This window comes from Pseudoalteromonas sp. P1-7a (genome assembly GCF_001401855.1).
Taxonomy (GTDB): domain Bacteria; phylum Pseudomonadota; class Gammaproteobacteria; order Enterobacterales; family Alteromonadaceae; genus Pseudoalteromonas.
In genome coordinates this window covers 1-18,025 of sequence record NZ_LKDU01000030.1, presented here as the reverse complement: position 1 = coordinate 18,025, position 18,025 = coordinate 1, and the positions used below count along the sequence as shown (strand labels likewise).

The 18,025-nt window shown below is 41.8% G+C and carries 17 protein-coding genes; 4 read left to right on the top strand and 13 right to left on the bottom strand.

The genetic code is table 11. The annotated features are described in order from the left end of the window. Positions 1 to 20: 20 nt before the first annotated feature. Genes AN389_RS16025 through AN389_RS16015 form a run of 3 tightly spaced genes read right to left on the bottom strand, consistent with a single transcriptional unit; the run spans position 21 to position 2,410 of the window. Positions 21 to 1,079 (bottom strand): succinylglutamate desuccinylase/aspartoacylase family protein, encoded by a 1,059-nt coding sequence (locus AN389_RS16025; protein WP_055020240.1) that lies wholly within the window; start codon positions 1,077 to 1,079, stop codon positions 21 to 23. Beyond that, entirely contained in the window at positions 1,066 to 1,971 is a 906-nt protein-coding gene (gene rimK / locus AN389_RS16020) for a 30S ribosomal protein S6--L-glutamate ligase (RefSeq protein ID WP_055016323.1), read from the bottom strand. Before rimK ends, AN389_RS16025 begins: the two co-directional genes overlap by 14 nt. Before the next feature lie 10 nt (positions 1,972 to 1,981). Then, positions 1,982 to 2,410: an ATP-dependent zinc protease gene (locus tag AN389_RS16015; RefSeq protein ID WP_055016322.1), complete on the bottom strand. Its 429-nt coding sequence runs from the start codon at positions 2,408 to 2,410 to the stop codon at positions 1,982 to 1,984. A 280-nt stretch (positions 2,411 to 2,690) separates the two neighbouring features. Between AN389_RS16015 and AN389_RS16010 the strand changes: the two genes are divergently transcribed. Beyond that, entirely contained in the window at positions 2,691 to 3,662 is a 972-nt protein-coding gene (locus tag AN389_RS16010; RefSeq protein WP_055016321.1) for a zinc transporter ZntB, read from the top strand. Positions 3,663 to 3,713: 51 nt separating this feature from the next. Here AN389_RS16010 and AN389_RS16005 read toward each other — a convergent pair whose 3' ends face one another. The 10 genes from AN389_RS16005 to AN389_RS15960 form a co-directional block, all read right to left on the bottom strand. Continuing rightward, a complete protein-coding gene (locus AN389_RS16005; protein WP_055016320.1) occupies positions 3,714 to 4,889 on the bottom strand; it encodes a polysaccharide lyase family 7 protein in 1,176 nt (391 codons plus the stop codon). Positions 4,890 to 5,567: 678 nt separating this feature from the next. Next, the gene (gene rraB, locus AN389_RS16000; protein ID WP_055016319.1) at positions 5,568 to 5,903 is read right to left on the bottom strand and encodes a ribonuclease E inhibitor RraB; all 336 of its coding nucleotides are present in this window, start codon (positions 5,901 to 5,903) and stop codon (positions 5,568 to 5,570) included. After that, on the bottom strand, positions 5,903 to 6,616 hold the full coding sequence (locus AN389_RS15995; protein WP_055016318.1) for a 1-acylglycerol-3-phosphate O-acyltransferase: 714 nt from the start codon (positions 6,614 to 6,616) through the stop codon (positions 5,903 to 5,905). The genes rraB and AN389_RS15995 overlap by 1 nt, the downstream gene beginning before the upstream one ends. A 169-nt stretch (positions 6,617 to 6,785) precedes the next feature. After that, positions 6,786 to 9,080 carry a DNA topoisomerase IV subunit A gene (gene parC, locus AN389_RS15990; RefSeq protein ID WP_055020239.1) on the bottom strand — a complete coding sequence of 765 codons (2,295 nt, stop codon included), beginning with the start codon at positions 9,078 to 9,080 and terminating at the stop codon, positions 6,786 to 6,788. Between the two features lie 10 nt (positions 9,081 to 9,090). Beyond that, entirely contained in the window at positions 9,091 to 10,185 is a 1,095-nt protein-coding gene (locus AN389_RS15985; RefSeq protein ID WP_055020238.1) for a sorbosone dehydrogenase family protein, read from the bottom strand. 30 nt (positions 10,186 to 10,215) lie between these two features. Continuing rightward, the gene (gene parE, locus AN389_RS15980; protein WP_055016315.1) at positions 10,216 to 12,105 is read right to left on the bottom strand and encodes a DNA topoisomerase IV subunit B; all 1,890 of its coding nucleotides are present in this window, start codon (positions 12,103 to 12,105) and stop codon (positions 10,216 to 10,218) included. A 26-nt stretch (positions 12,106 to 12,131) separates the two neighbouring features. Then, a complete protein-coding gene (locus tag AN389_RS15975; protein ID WP_055016314.1) occupies positions 12,132 to 12,701 on the bottom strand; it encodes a YqiA/YcfP family alpha/beta fold hydrolase in 570 nt (189 codons plus the stop codon). Further along, complete coding sequence (locus AN389_RS15970; protein WP_055020237.1) at positions 12,686 to 13,471, bottom strand: metallophosphoesterase; 786 nt, start codon at positions 13,469 to 13,471, stop codon at positions 12,686 to 12,688. Before AN389_RS15970 ends, AN389_RS15975 begins: the two co-directional genes overlap by 16 nt. After that, positions 13,458 to 13,916, bottom strand: a complete 459-nt coding sequence (locus AN389_RS15965; RefSeq protein ID WP_055016312.1) for a DUF1249 domain-containing protein — start codon at positions 13,914 to 13,916, stop codon at positions 13,458 to 13,460. Before AN389_RS15965 ends, AN389_RS15970 begins: the two co-directional genes overlap by 14 nt. Before the next feature lie 25 nt (positions 13,917 to 13,941). Then, a complete protein-coding gene (locus AN389_RS15960; RefSeq protein WP_055020236.1) occupies positions 13,942 to 14,568 on the bottom strand; it encodes an NUDIX domain-containing protein in 627 nt (208 codons plus the stop codon). Between the two features lie 150 nt (positions 14,569 to 14,718). Between AN389_RS15960 and tolC the strand changes: the two genes are divergently transcribed. From tolC to AN389_RS15945, 3 genes are all read left to right on the top strand, one after another. Next, a complete protein-coding gene (gene tolC, locus AN389_RS15955) occupies positions 14,719 to 16,074 on the top strand; it encodes an outer membrane channel protein TolC (protein WP_055020235.1) in 1,356 nt (451 codons plus the stop codon). Positions 16,075 to 16,171: 97 nt separating this feature from the next. Continuing rightward, complete coding sequence (lpxL, locus tag AN389_RS15950) at positions 16,172 to 17,101, top strand: LpxL/LpxP family Kdo(2)-lipid IV(A) lauroyl/palmitoleoyl acyltransferase (protein ID WP_055016309.1); 930 nt, start codon at positions 16,172 to 16,174, stop codon at positions 17,099 to 17,101. Between the two features lie 38 nt (positions 17,102 to 17,139). Beyond that, positions 17,140 to 17,712, top strand: coding sequence for a toxin co-regulated pilus biosynthesis Q family protein (locus AN389_RS15945; RefSeq protein ID WP_055020234.1), 573 nt, complete (start codon positions 17,140 to 17,142; stop codon positions 17,710 to 17,712). The last annotated feature ends 313 nt before the right edge of the window (positions 17,713 to 18,025 follow it).

The window sequence follows — 18,025 nt, the reverse complement described above, 5'->3', positions numbered from 1 at the left end:
TTTTACTAGCTAACACAATGCTAATTATTTAGCTCCGCTGTTTTAAGCTCTTCATCTAAATCATTTATTTCGTCAATAAAATGCTCTAACTGCTGCTCTACTAGGCTATTTGCATTTGCAAAATAAGCAAGGTGAAACACCGCATCCCCCTCGTTTACCAGTGGCATAGTTTGCTGACCTATTACAATACCGCCTTTAGGCGCTAAAAGCTCAAGCTCAGCATCACCTAATGGGCTACTTATATATGCCAGCACTTGGCCTTTTTCTACGTGTTCACCCAGCGATACCTGCGCGCGTACAATGCCATCTACCTCAGCGCGTATCCAACTTGTAGAACCGGCAATAATAGGATCGGGCAGTTTTTTAGGGCGCTTGCCACGGACCATTTTTAAATGCCGCATCACATAGTCCACACCCTGTACTCCAGCTGCAATGGCTATAGGGTCAAAGCGTAAGGCCTCACCCGCTTCGTAAGTAATAACCGGTATACCTAAATTAGCGGCTTCACTTCGTAATGAGCCATTACGAAGTGAAGCATTTATAACCGCGGGTGTGCCGAATGCTTTAGCCATCTCAGCGGTTGCTTCATCATCTAAGTTAGCGCGTATTTGCGGTAAGTTAGTACGATGGATAGCGCCGGTATGTAAATCAATAATGTGGGTACAATGTACCGCCACCTGATTAAAAAACATATGCGCCATACGCCCCGCCAGCGATCCTCGTTCAGAGCCCGGAAAGCTGCGGTTCATATCGCGTCTATCGGGTAAATAACGCGACTTATGAATAAAGCCAAACACATTAACAATTGGCACGGCAATTATGGTTCCGCGTAATTGGCTTACATCTATTTTAGATAGCAGCTGGCGCACAACTTCTACACCATTTAGCTCATCACCATGAATAGCTGCACATATCATTAAAACAGGGCCTTCCAGCACACCATTAACCACCTCAATAGGAATATTAAGTGGTGAATGGGTGTAAAGTTTAGCGGCCTCCAACGCGAGAGTTTTGCGCTCGCCCACCCCAATACTTTCCTCTAATAAAGTAAAAGGGCGATTAATTTTAACCTTTGCCACGGGTTGCGGTTCCTTTAATAGCAGCGTTTTTTTCGATAAATTCGATGACCATACCAGCAATATCTTTACCTGTTGCTACTTCAATCCCTTCAAGCCCTGGAGAAGAATTCACTTCCATAACCAGTGGCCCACGTGATGAGCGAAGTAAATCAACACCCGCTACATTTAAGCCCATTGCTTTTGCTGCAGCAACAGCTGTTTTACGCTCTTCTGGGGTAATGCGTACTAATGTTGCGCTACCACCACGGTGAAGGTTTGAGCGAAACTCGCCTTCTTGCGCTTGGCGCTTCATGGCCGCTATTACTTTATCCCCTAATACAAAACACCGAATGTCGGCACCGCCAGCTTCCTTAATGTATTCTTGAACCATAATATTGGCTTTTAAGCCCATAAACGCTTCAATCACACTTTCAGCTGCTTTACGCGTTTCGGCCAGTACAACACCAATGCCTTGTGTGCCTTCAAGTAGCTTAATAACCACAGGTGTCCCCCCTACCATTTCTAGTAGGTCTTTTACATCATCTGGCTTACTGGCAAAACCTGTTACCGGCATGCCTACACCTTTACGTGATAACAGCTGAAGTGAGCGTAATTTGTCGCGCGAACGAGAAATAGCCACTGATTCATTAACCGGGTAAACCCCCATCATTTCAAACTGTCGCAACACTGAGCAGCCATAAAACGTTACCGATGCCCCAATACGTGGAACAATGGCGTCAAAATCTTTTAAATTTTCACCACGATAGTGAATTTCTGGCTGCTGTGAGTTTATGTTCATATAACAACGTAGCGCATCAATTACTTTTACTTCATGCCCGCGGGCTTCTGCCGCTTCTATTAGGCGTCGCGTTGAATACAAACTACTGCTGCGAGATAAAATACCAATTTTCATAGTTAAAACCTTAACTATCTAATAAATGTGATAAAGCCGGGTTAACGACTAAATGGTTTTCCATGGCTGTACGGCCAAGTAACATCCTAAATTTCATTGTTGCTCTATTTGTTAGCGTCACTTCAATAGGCCAGCTATGTTGGCCTGCATGTAGTGTGGTCTCTATAAAATAGCGCATTTCTTTTTGCCCACTTGAACTGGTTACAGCTTTAATTTTTTTAACCTTCGCGGAGCATTTAACCTGTGTTTGTTCATCACCTTGTAATGGTTGCGCTATAAATTTCACCCATTTTTCGCCATTTTTTTGGTACTCTTCAATATTAACTGCATGAATACATGAGGTGCGGGCGCCAGTATCCACCTTTGCTTTAATCTTCTCGATACCAAGCTCCGGTAAACTCAACCACTCACGCCAACCCACGGTCAACTTTGCTGTCATAAATGTGCCCTTAATAAAAAAGTGACTTATACGCTAAGGCGAAAAAAACACCAGCGAAATAAATTTATCTAGTCGATGAGTAAATTAAATTGATCTTTTATAGAAACTGACCACACAATGCACACCTTGTTGCTTAGCGTTTTATTTAGCAATTAAAGGCTGCATATGGGGTTAAGCCTTAAAGCTAACTGACTAAAAAATTAAGGTAGCTTTAAAAAGCACTTTGCAGATACGCTATAGTTATTTGTATTAAAAACACACTATTATATAGGCCTTAAATATGATTAATGGTTTACTGCATGCATTGGTGCTTGACGAAAAAGGTGGTGCGCACGCCATAGAAAACACTCGCGATTTAAATAACTGGCACCCTAAACAAGGTAAACTGTGGATACATATGGACTACAGCCAAAGCGAGGCAGTAACGTGGTTAAAAAACCAAGAACATCTTAGTGACTTTGAGCTTGATTCGCTTATTGCTGATGAAACTCGCCCACGCTTAACACCCAGTACCAATGGCCATATGCTGTTTTTACGTGGTGTAAATTTAAATCCTGCACAAAGCCCTGAGGACATGGTTTCAATTCGATTATTTATTAACGAATCAATAGTTATTACTACGCGCAAGCGTCGCTTACTTTCAATCCAAGATATATTAGCAGAGCTTAATGCTGGCCAAGGCCCATGCTCTATTTCTGAGCTGGTTTGCTGTATAACCCAAAAGCTGACATCACGGATGCAAAGTGTCATTAATAAGCTCGATGAAACCTTGGATGAATTTGAAGAGGAAATAGACGAGCCAAGCAAAAAATTTGATAACCAAGGTTTATCACAACTACGGCGTCAAACTATTGCCTTGAAACGTTACTTAAAACCACAAAAAGAAGCGCTAAGTTTACTGATAAATAACCACTACCTTTGGCTTAAAGATGAAGATAAAGCAAAACTAAACGAAACCACTAACTTACTTATTCGCTATTTAGAAGAGCTAGATAGCGCTATAGAGCGCGCACAAATTATTCAGCAAACCATTACCAACCAAGTGTCTGAGCAACTAAATCAACGCATGTACGTTATGTCAGTTGTGGCGGCGCTTTTTTTACCGCTGGGCTTTTTAACAGGCCTTTTAGGGGTAAATGTAGGCGGTATACCTGGGACCGAAAACCCCTATGCATTTAGTACATTTGTGATTTTTTTGATTGTGCTTACAGGTGGTATAGGGCTGTATTTTAAAAATAAAAAGTGGTTATAAAAAAATTTTTAATGCGGCCACTCAGGTGAGTGGCCGTGATTGAGTCGCTGATTAATTAGTTTGGCGCGTATAACTCACATTGGTCATCGTCACTTTTGATTCTGTAATGCCTAAATCCTCAAAACAGTTTTTAAACGAGTTAGAGTTACCGGCCTCACCACATTTATCTAATGTGTATGGGTCTTGTGATTGCAAGTAGTTACCAAACTTAAAGTATGACTGCGAATCATCCTCTACCGGTATACCAAACGAATTACCAAAAGCCGTCACCTCAACATCACCGTAGTTATTAACCACTCGTAAGTTGAATGACTCACCACTGGTAATAGTACCTAGAGCAAACTTTTCTTCATTACCGCTGGTATTACGTAAACGTACGTACACATCAAAAATTCCGTTGTTCGCTACGCTATCATTAAAGCCCGATTCATCAGTATCTGATACATACACTTTAGATATAGTGCCGGTATCGCTTGCATGGTGCTGTGATACAATCGTTTTTCCACCGTCAGACATTTCCACCTTTACCGTAGCTTCGAACACTTCATAGGTTTGAGTCATAGCAACGCGCAGGCTTTCTTTTACCTTATACTCATGACGCCAGCCATTACCATTAGGCGTAATATGTTGCGCCTCTAACGGGACAAACACCAAAGTACTATCGTTAACTAAAGGATTGGGGTTATCCCCTTCTAAATCAAAAATGCTGCCACTGGTAATGCTGCTAGGAATTGTTGAACCATTAGAGTTATCGCTGCCGCCATCTGAGCCGCCATCATTGCTGCCACTACCCTCAACCAAGGCAAAATTATCAAATCGTACATCGCTGGTGTTATTGTAATGTTTAGCGAAAACCTGCAGTGAATTGGTATTAGCCGTAGTAAATGTTTTTGTTACTTTAGTCCACGAAGAAACATTAAAGGTTTGGTTTTTAAATAAACCATTTAAGTCGTTTACACCAATTTGCCCTTTACCGAGCACATAAGCGCTTAGGGTGTATTCAGTGTTAGGCTGCACATCGACTACTTGATAAACGCGTGCTGGGCTACCCTGAATTTTTAGCGATTTTGAGCCACTGTAAGCATCTGAGGAAATAGCGGCTGGGTCAGTTTCGTTCCAGTTACTAAAGCCACTTTCAAAGCCTGCATTATTAATTGTTGCAGCATGTGATAGTGCTGAGCTTGTCGCAATTGCGCTGTAAAAAAACAGTTTTTTATGGTTAATCATTATCTTTATTCCTTTAAACCTGAACATAAAAATAACCTAACTACTTAGTTTTGTGGTAGCCACTAAAACTTAGATCACACTGTATAAACAGGTTTCTACTTTTGTGTATGAATCGATTTGGCAAGACAATTCAGGTTACAAAAATCAATATAAAACCCCAAATTGGACTTACCAATATTAATGCCGCATGGCGAGGTAAAGGCTATATTTTTTGTTACCAATATGTCAACAGCAAATCTAATAGCAAATAAGTATTAGTTTTATTAATAATTGTATTTGAAAACTTTAAATAATGTTAGCTATTCAACAGGTTATATATTAGGGACAGATTAGCGATAAATAAAAATATTTTTTCTATTTAATAAATAAGTAGTACGCCGGAAAAAACTCTATTACCAATAAAAATATAGCAAGCTTAACTTTTAATGAATAAATTTAGATAAATTAAATTTTTTACATGAAAAATAATAATTGGTTATAACAAAAATAAAATTGGTAATACTAAAAAATTATATTTTTTGCCGTTAAATAAGGCAAAATAAAGGCGGGGATTAGTGCGCCATTACACTAAAAAATGTGCATTAATATCTAAAATAGGCAAAAGTTTAAAGAATCATGTTGCCCTAAACACAAAAAAGCGAGCATATAAATGCTCGCTTTTATCAACTAGCTAACGCCTTACTCTTGAAAGTAAGTGCCCCAACCGTCGTACTCAACGTCACACTCAACAGCTAGGGCTGCAAGTTTCTCAACGTCTTCCATTATAACTTCAACGTCTAGCTCAGCTTCGACGACAATATCAAAGCTCCAAATTTTGCTGCCATCTTCTAGCTCAAGCTCTGCCGGCTCTTCAACATCGTAGCCTAATTTAAAAGCAGCCAGCGCAGCTTGCTCTAATTTGCTAAAATCTTCGCATACAAAATGATGCTCAACTTCATAAAGTATTTCAGGATCAGAGCCATCTTCAAGTAGTGAACTTACGATGTCTTCACTTATTTCACGCCAGTTTTCCATTATTTATCTCTCACTTGAGCATCTAATTCAGTTATTTTAGCAGCCATAATACTATGCACTTGAGTGGCCTGTTCACGGGCACTCACTTCTTTATCAAGTGATATAGGCGCTAACATTTCAATGTAAATTGTACCATTATCCCAGCGGTTTAGCTTAATAGTTTTATCTGTTGTGCTCATACATACCGGTACTATGGGTACATCTGCGCTTAAAGCGGTATGAAATGCCCCCGTTTTGAAAGGCAACAAACCACGACCGTAGCTTCGAGTGCCTTCAGGGAAAACCCAAACAGATAAACCATTTTGTTTAATTTTTTCAGCGGCTTTTGAAATTGTACCTGCTGCTTTAGAGCGATTTGCTCTATCTATTAATATGTTTCCCGACAACCAATAAAGCTGGCCAAAAAATGGGATCCACTTTAAACTTTTTTTGCCTAAACTTACGCAATTTTTAGGCACCATGGCAGGTACGGTAAATAAGTCATAATTGTTTTGATGGTTAGATATATACACTGCAGGGCCAATATTTTTTGCATCAGGGTGGCGTTTTAATACAAGTTTAACTCCAAGCATTTTAGCCATCGAAGCAAACCAACCCGCAATCACATGCACATTGTTAGGATGAAACGGCCTCACAATTGACAGTAACAACCCAAACACGCAGCTGAAAAATATAAACAGCACCATAATTAAAATACGTATAACAGCTAACAAACTTTTCTCCAAAATGTGTGTGCAATGCGCTATAAGCCGCGCATATTTCACTATTATAACGTGATTTTATGACGAACTCGAGACAATAGCGAACAGCTGTAAGCTGAAAAACACAGGGTAAACAAAAACGGCCTGCAAAAGCAGGCCGTTAGAGGTATCTATTACGGGTTTATTCCTCAGCTAACGTGTCATCACTTTGCTCATCAGCCGGCGTAAACTCGACAACAGCTTCATCAACACGTTGTAAGCCTCGAGGTAACTTATTACCTCTGCGTCCACGCTCGCCATGATAATGCTCCAAGTCACCCGGTTTGAGCGTTAGCTTTCGTTTACCAGCATGGAGTGTAACGCTACTGCCTTGCGGTACTACAGCAAGTACTTTTACAAACTCTTCACGTGCTTGTACTTTAGCACCCGGAATAGAGATGATTTTATTGCCTTTACCTTTACCCAGTTTTGGTAAATCGCGCAATGGAAATAACAGCATTCGTCCTTCGTTCGAAATAGCCATGCAGTAATCGGTCGCTACATCGTTCACTCTTATGGGTGATAGTAAAATGCCGCCCTTTGGCACGCTTACCAAGGCTTTACCGTTTTTATTTTTACTTACTAAATCTTTAAACTCGGTTATAAAGCCATAACCTGCATCCGACGCCATAAGTAGTACTTGATTGTCTTCACCCATTACCACATGCTCAAAATTAGCGCCTGTGGTGAGGTTAAAGCGCCCTGTCATGGGCTCACCTTGGCTTCGTGCCGATGGCAAGCTGTGCGCATCCGTTGCAAATGCACGCCCCGCAGAGTCTAAAAATACCGCTGGCTGATTACTCTTCCCTTTAGCTGAGGCTTTGTATTCATCACCCGCCCGGTAATTTAGCCCCTCTACGTCGATGTCATGGCCTTTACCAACACGTGCCCACCCTTTATCAGAAAGCACAACGGTTACCGACTCTGACGGTATTAAATCTTTTTCACTAAGTGCTTTAGCTTCTACACGCTCAATAACCGGTGAGCGACGTTCGTCGCCGTACATGTCGGCCGCTTCTCGAATTTCTTTTTTAAGGAGCGTTGACATACGACGGTCTGAGCCTAAGGTAAGCTCTAACTTGTCGCGCTCTTTGGCCAACTCATCCTGCTCGCCACGTATTTTAAACTCTTCTAGTTTTGCTAAATGACGAAGTTTTAACTCTAAAATAGCTTCGGCTTGGATTTCGGTTAACTCAAAGCGCTCCATTAACACAGGTTTTGGTTTATCCTCTGTGCGTATAATTTCAATCACTTCGTCAATATTTAAAAAGGCAGCGAGTAAACCTTCTAAAATATGCAACCGCGCCAGCACCTTATCTAGACGGTGCTGTAAACGCCTACGTACTGTTTCACGTCTAAACGTTAGCCACTCAGATAAAATACTGCGTAAGTCTTTCACTTGTGGGCGGCCATCAAGGCCTAGCATGTTTAAATTTACACGGTAGTTTTTTTCAAGGTCGGTAGTGGCAAATAAGTGCGCCATTAACGGCTCAGCTTTAATGCGGTTTGAACGCGGTACTATCACGATGCGGGTTGGATTTTCGTGATCAGACTCATCACGTAAGTCGGCAACCATTGGCAGCTTTTTAGCATTCATTTGCGCCGCTATTTGCTCAAGCACCTTAGCCCCAGAACATTGATGTGGCAGCGCAGTAATCACGATATCGCCGTGCTCTTCAGTATACACCGCGCGCATTTTAATTGAGCCTCGGCCGGTTTTGTATATTTTATGAATATCGGCTTTTGGGGTAATTATTTCAGCGTCGGTTGGGTAATCAGGCGCGTGTACAAGCTCAAGTAATTCATCAAGCTCAGTTTTAGGCTTATCAAGTAATAAACAACACGCACTGGCCACTTCGCGCACATTATGTGGTGGAATATCAGTTGCCATACCTACCGCAATACCGGTTACGCCATTTAATAAAATATGCGGTAAACGTGCAGGTAGTACTAATGGCTCATCCATGGTGCCGTCAAAGTTTGGCGTCCAATCAACGGTGCCTTGGCCTAGCTCTTTAAGTAATACCTCAGAGAACTTTGATAAGCGCGCTTCGGTATAACGCATGGCCGCAAACGATTTAGGGTCATCTGCTGCACCCCAGTTACCTTGGCCATCCACCAGCGGGTAGCGGTAAGAAAACGGCTGCGCCATTAATACCATAGCCTCGTAACAGGCACTGTCGCCATGCGGGTGGTATTTACCTAATACATCACCTACCGTACGAGCCGATTTTTTATATTTAGCCGCGGCCGATAATCCCAGCTCGCTCATAGCATAAATAATACGACGTTGAACCGGTTTTAAACCATCACCAACATGCGGTAATGCACGGTCCATAATTACGTACATAGAGTAATTTAAGTAGGCGTCTTCGGTAAAGCGCCCCATTGTTTGTTGTTCAATTCCTTGCATCAGCAAGGTATCTGTATCACTCATTAAAGCTTACCTAGTTTTTCTTATAGCTTACGCGGTAGATCACGTTTGCGTAATCGTCGCTTATCAGCAGACTGCCGTCATTTAATTGTGCAAATGCAACTGGGCGTCCAAATGTTGTTTCGTTATGCATAAAGCCGGTAATAAACGGTGTGTATTTAGTAATACGCCCTTGTTCTACATTGGCTAAAGCCACTTTATAACCAGACTTTTTTGTTCGATTCCATGAGCCGTGTTCCGCTACAAATAACTGCTCTTTGTAATTAGCTGGGAACTGTTTGCCGGTGTAAAAATGAATACCTAAAGGCGCAACGTGAGCACCTAGTGCAAGCGCTGGCGCACTGTAGTCGCTCATGTTTTTACCTTTACCAAACTCAGGGTCTAAAATGGCACCGGCGTGAACGTAAGGGAAACCAAAGTGCTCGTTTTCTTTACTTACGCGGTTAATTTCATCCGGTGGGATGTCATCACCCATCATATCGCGGCCATTATCACTAAACCAAAGCGCTTGCGTGCTGGGGTGAAAATCAAAGCCTACCGAGTTACGTACCCCTTGGGCTATTGTTTTAATTTGTTTAGTTTCTACATCTAATGCAAAAATACGTCCGTAGCGCTCATCTTCGGCGCATATATTACACGGTACACCAACCGGAATAATAAGCTCGCCGGTGGGCGCAAAACGTATAAACTTCCACCCGTGGTGACGATCCGATGGCAACGCATTGTAAACAACATCAAATTTAGGGTCTTTTAGCTGTGTATCGACGTTTTTAAAGCGAATAATACGATGTACTTCTCCTACGTATAAATCGCCATCTTTAATTGCTAGCCCAGAGGGCATGTTTAACCCTTCAGCAATTACCATTTTTTTATCGGCTACACCATCGCTGTTATGATCAATTAACGCATATACATTTCCGGCTTTACGAGAACCTGCGTAAACAATGCCTTTTTTTGATACTGCTATTTGGCGCGCGTTTTCAACATTATCAGCAAATAAGCTTACTTCAAACCCAGGTGCTACGGTGAGTTTGTCTAGTATGTCTTTTGCCATTGCTGGGGCTGTTGTTAAGCCAAGCAACAATAAACTTCCTAGTATTTTATTCATTTGCCTCTCCAAGTGTTAAACACAAGCCTATTAAACTTGTGCTTTATTACCATGATCTTCTAGCCACTGGCGTCTGTCTGATGAGCGTTTTTTAGCAAGTAGCATATCCATCATTTCTAATGTTTGCTCTTCTTCATCAAGTGTAAGTTGCACTAAGCGGCGCGTGTTTGGATCCATTGTGGTTTCGCGCAGCTGTAGCGGGTTCATTTCGCCCAGCCCTTTGAATCGTTGCACGTTAACCTTGCCGCGTTTTTTCTCAGCCTCTATGCGGGCTAAAATACCTGTTTTTTCGTCTTCATCGAGGGCGTAATAAACCTCTTTACCAATATCGATTCTAAACAGCGGAGGCATCGCTACATAAACATGCCCTGCTTTAACCAGCTGCGGAAAGTGACGTACGAACAATGCACACAATAAAGTAGCAATGTGCAAACCATCAGAGTCAGCATCGGCCAATATACAAATTTTATTATAACGCAGGCCGGTTAAATCACTTGAGTCTGGGTCAATACCCAGCGCCACCGAAATATCGTGCACCTCTTGCGAGGCTAATATTTGCCCTGACTCTACTTCCCACGTATTCAAGATTTTACCACGCAGCGGCATTATTGCCTGAAACTCACGATCGCGAGCCTGCTTAGCCGAGCCGCCAGCTGAGTCCCCCTCTACCAAAAATAGTTCGGTACGGTCGTTATCGGCTGCACTACAGTCTGTCAACTTACCAGGCAGTGCAGGGCCTGAGGTAACGCGTTTACGCACCACTTTTTTTGCTGCACGTAAACGACGCTGTGCATTTGAAATACACAATTCGGCAAGCAGTTCAGCGGTATCTGTGTGCTCGTTTAACCATAGGCTAAAAGAATCCTTAACCACGCCAGCTACAAACGCTGCACATGAGCGAGAAGAAAGCTTTTCTTTGGTTTGGCCAGCAAATTGTGGGTCTTGCATTTTTACCGATAACACATAGCTACAGCGCTCCCATATGTCATCAGGGGTAAGCTTTACGCCACGCGGTAATAAGTTTCTAAATTCACAAAATTCGCGCATTGCTTCAAGTAAGCCTTGTCGCAAACCATTTACGTGAGTACCACCTTGTGCGGTAGGAATTAGGTTTACATAGCTCTCGGCAATCGACTCGCCGCCTTCAGGCTGCCATACAACAGCCCAATCGGCTCCTTCAATCGAGCTTGAAAACTCACCTACAAATGGGTCTTTTGGCAGTACTTCAAAGCCTTTAACAGCCTCAATTAAATAATCTTTTAAGCCTGTTTCGTAAAACCATTCTTGCGTTTCTTTTGTTTGTTTATTGACAAACTTAATGCGCAAACCTGGGCATAAAACCGCTTTTGCTTTTAATAAATGGTTTAATTTAGTAATAGAAAAGTTAGCTGAGTCGAAGTAACTCGCATCAGGCCAAAATCGAACCGTTGTACCCGTATTGCGCTTACCCACGGTGCCTATGACATTTAAGTCTTCAACTTTATCACCGTTTTCAAAGGCCATTCTGTACTGTTGTGCATCGCGCCTTACGGTAACCTCTACACGTGTAGATAACGCATTTACAACCGAAATACCTACGCCATGTAAACCGCCCGAAAACTGGTAGTTTTTATTTGAGAATTTACCACCTGCATGTAGCTTGGTAAAAATCAGCTCCACCCCCGGAATGCCTTCTTCTGGGTGAATATCTATCGGCATACCTCGGCCATCGTCTATAACTTCAAGTGAGTTATCTTCGTGTAAAATCACATCAATTTTAGTGGCATGCCCCGCCATGGCCTCATCGACACTGTTATCAATAACTTCTTGGCCTAAATGATTCGGACGTACCGTATCGGTGTACATACCTGGGCGGCGTTTTACCGGCTCTAATCCATTGAGAACCTCAATGGCTTCGGCATTATAATTTTGCTGACTCATAATTTTTATCTTTTTATGCGCTTAGGCTAATTTGTTTTAGGTAATTTAAGAAACTCTACAATACTATCTAAGGTGCGTTCAAAACCTACAAAGCTGTGATCGCCACCAAACTCAACTAACTGTTTGCATTGTGAAAAATAATTTACTGCGTGTTGATAATTTAACACTTCATCTCCCGTTTGCTGTAACAAATAAAGCAGTTTGGGCGATGTTAATTTAGGCACATACAATGCTTTTAATGCATCCATGTGGCTGCTATTTAACTCATAATGATAATCTTGATACGGATTATAATTGTGGCCAATAAGCGGCGCTAATAAGTTAAACGGTGCTACTGCTGGGTTTATTAGTGCTGCTCGCAGGTTATAACGCTGCGACAAATAGGTGGCATAAAACCCACCTAATGAGCTCCCAAGTAACGCGGTATCTGGCGTTAATAAATGCTCAAGCTGCAAAATAGCTTGTAAGGGCTCGTGATTTAAACGCGGTACACAATAGTCAACGTCATAGTTTGCCATAAGCTCGCCAAAGCGCACAGCTTTATATGATTTTTCAGAACTATTAAAACCATGAATATAAATTACGCGTTTAACCATACAACATCCGTTTTAACTGTTAAAGCATTGTCCTGTTTAGTTAAATGCAACATTCGATAAGCGGGGCCGAGGTTTTCTTGGTGCCATTGCGGGCTATTTTTTGTAAATTGCACCGAGCTGGCTGGGGTTGCATAAATACTCAGCCCTCTAAAAGTTTGCATGTATTGATTGTGTACATGGCCATGAAATAGTCCGCCAACATTGCCACTATTCACTAATACGTTTAATAATTGCGGGCCGTTTTCGAGCATGTGTTTATCTAGGTAGCCATTAATAGCAAGCGGGTTGTGATGACAAAACACCACATGCTGCGATTGCGAACTTGCTAAATACTCCGTGATTTCATTTAAGTGCTCGCTAGATACCCACCCTGCAGGTGTAGGCCCTTTTGAATTAATGAGTAACAGCTCAAACCCTTGTGCGAGAATGCGTTTAGCTGACACTATTTGCCCACCACTGATGCGATTAAGCATGGCAATCTCATCATGATTGCCTGGTACCCAAAATACTGGACAGGTCAAATCAGCGTTATTAATAAGCTCAGCAAATAATAAATAAGATTCAAAACTATGATCTTGTGTTAAATCACCACCAAATATAACCGCATCTAATGACTGCGTGGCCATGTGCGCTAATGCTTGTGCAAAATGCGCGGCGGTGTTTACGTTAAAGTACTCTGCGTTAGGGTCGGCAAATAAATGGCTATCGGTTATGTGCGCAACACGCAGCGATGAGGTATTAAAGTGATAATGCTCATCAAACCAAGCCATTGTTTATATCCCAATTTAGTACTGCTTGGCCATGCTCTACACAGGCTACTAACCAGTCATATAAAAATGCATTAAGTTGATACTTTTCATCTTTTTGGTGCATTTTGGGGTTTGGATAACCATAGGAGGGTTTTATCCGTTGATGGTAATCGTGATGAATAATTTCAGCCACTTTTGCATCTTGATAAAGCCTGACTGTTAAATACAAAGGAGAAACGCCTTTAACCATCCCTGTTAGCTGTTTGATAGAAATATCCAGTGTGTACTTAGCACTATCGTCAATGATAATGGCAAATTCACTATGACCTAATTTAATTTCACGCACGCTATTTGCGCTACGCTCTTTAGGTAATAGTTTTGAAAGACGCACGTAATTATGCTCGCAAAGTGTCATGTACTTTGGGAGGCTCTGAATATATCGTTGGGTTGCTAAAAGTGCTGTCAAAGTACCGCCGTATTAAAAAGTTAAATTATGTCCACTTACTGCTTATTTTTTCTCGATTTAACGCCAACCACTGTAAACAGATTACCGTTGCCGCGTTATCTATTTCCCCGTTATTGAGGCGCGAAAGCGCATCATCAAGGGTTAAAATATGGGTTTTAATATCTTCACCTTCGCTTTCTAGGCCGTAAACACCACTTTGTACTTGGCTTAAATCTGCTCGTGCTAAGTATAAATGTAAGCGCTCAGTGGTCCCACCCGGACTTGAAAGGTAAGAAAGCATAAATTCAAGTTTTGTAAGCTCAAGCCCAGCCTCTTCATAGGCTTCTTTTTTTACCACACTCTCATAATCGGTGCTGCCATCGGTCATACCGGCAATACATTCTAGCAGCCAGGGCGAGTGTTTGCTGTTAATAGCACCAATACGTATTTGCTCTATTAAAAGGACACTTTGCGTAGTTACATCATAAGGTAGAACAGCGATTGCATCGCCCCGCTCTAATATTTCACGCTTTATAAGTTGCGATGTACCACCATTAAACAGGCTATGCTCAAACTCATACATATCCACCTTAAAAAAGCCATTATACAGACTTTTAACTGCTTTTAAGCTCACATCTTTATGTGTAAATTGCACCAGGCTTTTATCTGCCATATTATACATCCCGCTTATTTGAACGATTAAAGTTTGTTAATATATTCTGTTACATTTGAACATACTGTTTTACCAATTTCTTTTTTAGTTATTGGTCAAAACACGTTACCATGCTTTTAGTACAAAATTTGTCTAAGGACTGAACCTAACATGAAAAAAAACATCCTTGCAGCGCTCGTTAGTTTGTCGTGCGCATTAGGCACAACCACAGCAAGTGCTGAAGATTTAATGCAAGTTTTTGAAATTGCTACTGCTAACGATCCCACTGTTTTAAAAGCGAAAGCGCAAGCTGACGCGCAATCTTACGAAAGCGACTTAGCAATGAGTGCATTACTGCCGCAAATTGGCGTAAGCATGGGCTATGAAAAAAGCGATTCTACCTCTTTTCAGAGCGTTGGTAACTTAGCTGACCAAGTTAAAATCAATAGCGAAACCGACCAATTCACTCGCGGTGTTAGTTTAAGCCAAACCTTATTTGACCTAGGTGCTTGGAACACACTTGATATTGCAGAAAAACAAGCACTGCAAGCCAATGCACAATACGATAACGCCAAACAAAACTTAATTGTGCGCGTGGCTGAGGGCTATTTTAACGTATTAAGCGCCATTGATAACCTTGAATTTGTGCAAGCCGAAAAACGTGCCATAGAACGTCAGTTAGAGCAAACAAAACAGCGCTACGCAGTTGGTCTTACAGCGATTACAGACGTGCATGAGGCGCAAGCACAATATGATAACTCAGTAGCGCAAGAAATTATTGCTAGCAATGCTGTTGAAACAGCACGCGAGCAACTACGTGAAATCACCGGTAAATACCATGCAAAGCTTGATTTTTTAAACACCGACACATTTTCAACGGTAAAACCGATTAAAAAACCGACTGACTTTGTGAAAGTCGCTGAAAACAACAATATCAGCTTACAAGTATCAAAAGTGACACTTGATATTGCTAAAGATCAAATTACGCTAGCTAAAGCGGGTCACTACCCTAAGTTAACACTTGATGCCAGCTACGGTGACTCGTTAACTGATCAAAATATAAATGGTTTAAGCTTTAACGACCAACCACGTGCCGATTCAACATCGGTTGCGGTTAATTTGAGTGTACCGCTGTACACAGGTGGCGCAACCGTTGCGGCAACTAAACAAGCCCGTGCGTTTTATGTTTCTGCAAGTCAAGATTACGAAACTAACTACCGCGCCGTAACGCGTACCGTAATTACTTCATACAACCAAGTTGTATCAGACATCGCAACTTACAAAGCCTTAGAGCAAGCTGTGGTATCAGCGCAAAGTGCACTTAAAGCCACTGAAGCGGGCTTTGAAGTAGGTACCCGTACTATCGTTGATGTGCTTGTAAGCACACAAAATTTATATAATGCTAAACGTAATTTAGCTGATGTGCGCTATCGTTACGTGATATCTACGCTTCGCTTAAAGCAAGCGGCTGGTACACTAACAAGCGCCGATTTACGCAGCATAAACCAAGGTTTAAAAAAAGCCTAATAAGTTAATTAGTAACGCTTAAAGCCAGCCATTGCTGGCTTTTTGTATTTTATTATGTGAAGCGTTAAACTAGCGTTTTTATTTTAGAGAGTATTTTGTGGTCACCTCATCTCCTTTTAAAGCCTCATTTTTAGGCCCTCGCTATTGGCTAACTTGGATTGGCGTTTTCTTTTTATATTTGATTTCGTGGTTACCACAAAAGTTTCAACTTAGCTTAGGTAAGTTGCTTGGGCGCTTGGTACACAGGTTTATGAAGCGTCGCCGCCATATTGCCGAGGTTAATATAAAACTGTGTTTTCCTGATATGAGCGAAGCCGAGCAGCAACAGCTTGTACTTAAAAACATGGAAAATACCGGTATTGCCATGGTTGAGACGGGCATGGCTTGGTGGTGGCCGCAATGGCGCGTTAAAAAAGCTTATGGTTCTATCAAAGGCTTAGAGCATTTTGAGCGTGTACAGGCACAAGGTAAAGGCGTTTTGCTATTAGTGCCACATATTTTGCATTTAGAAATGGCAAGTCGTGTTATGGGCACCAAATGCCAAGGGCTTGGGTTTTACCGCCCGCACAATAATGCGCTCATGGAATACTTTACGACCAATGGACGCCTTCGTTCTAACGAGTATTTAATTGGACGAAAAGACGTAAAAGGCTTGTTAAAATCGCTTAAAAATAAAAAAGTTTGCTATTATCTACCGGATCAAGACTACGGCCGAAACCGCTGTGAATTTGTGCCTTTTTACGCAGTGCCAGATGCAGCAACAACCACAGGCACGTTATTATTTGCAGCAAGCAAGCACTGCGAAACAATGAGCTTAATTAGCCGCAGAGATGAGCAAGGTAAATACCATTTAGAAATTGTACCTGAGCTTGAAAACTTCCCAAGCGGCGATGATAGAGCGGATGTAATACGCGTAAATCAACGTGTTGAACAAGCAATTAATGCCGCACCTGAGCAATATATGTGGCTGCACCGCCGCTTTAAAACACGCCCTGATAAAAATACCCCTTCTTTTTATAAAAAGTAGTGGTATAAATAAATAATGATACTAAATGAGCATGAGTTATGTGGTTTTGGATTAAGCACTTAATACTAGCTGTTGCGTTAATTTTATTAGCAGTTTACGTGTTAGTAGGTACAGGGCCCCTGTTTGATATAAAAGAGAGTAAGAACGCAGCCGCCGAGGGGCTTTCTCGCTTTTATTCGTCTATCCGTAATCAAGTTAAATCCGATAGGGAGCGCGACAAGTTTGTACTGCAACTTAAAAAGCCGGAGCAAACGCTTGAACGTGTTTTAGCAGAGCGCGGTAGAACCGTTGATCCTATGCCAGCTAGCTGGACAGGAACCAGTGCACCCAGACGCTTTGAAAACGGCTCAACGTTAAAAGACGTACTTAACCAATACGCTAAAAGCGAAGGTATTCAATTATATTGGTATTTGAGTAAAGACTATGTGGTAAAAGATCATTTTAGGGTTGATAGCAGTTTTACCTCAGCGCTTTATCAAGTTGGCCGCGCAATTAATGATGATTTTGAATACGAAGTGTATACCTACCTTTGCCACAAACAGCGCGCAGCAGTAATCACAGAGCTACCCTCTGAATTTGTGCGTAGCAATTGTTTAAAGCTTAATACTTAGAAGCGTAAATAAACCAAACCCATACATAATAAAAACCCAAGCCTTTGCTTGGGTTTTTAGTATTTATGTTTCGAGGGCGTGTTGAACTTTGATGGTTAAATTTGCAGCAGCATGTTTGGTTTTTAGGCAAGACAGAGCCTATGAAGTGTGGTTATTCCACATAAATAGGCGATAACGCAGCATAAATGCCAAACATGCGCTGCCCTTCGGGTTCTGCCTAGGGGCGATAAACTCTTTGTTGCCTACATGGATGTAGGTAAGGGGCGTGAGCAGGACGCGGAAGCTTTACTCGGTTTTTACTTATTCTTACATG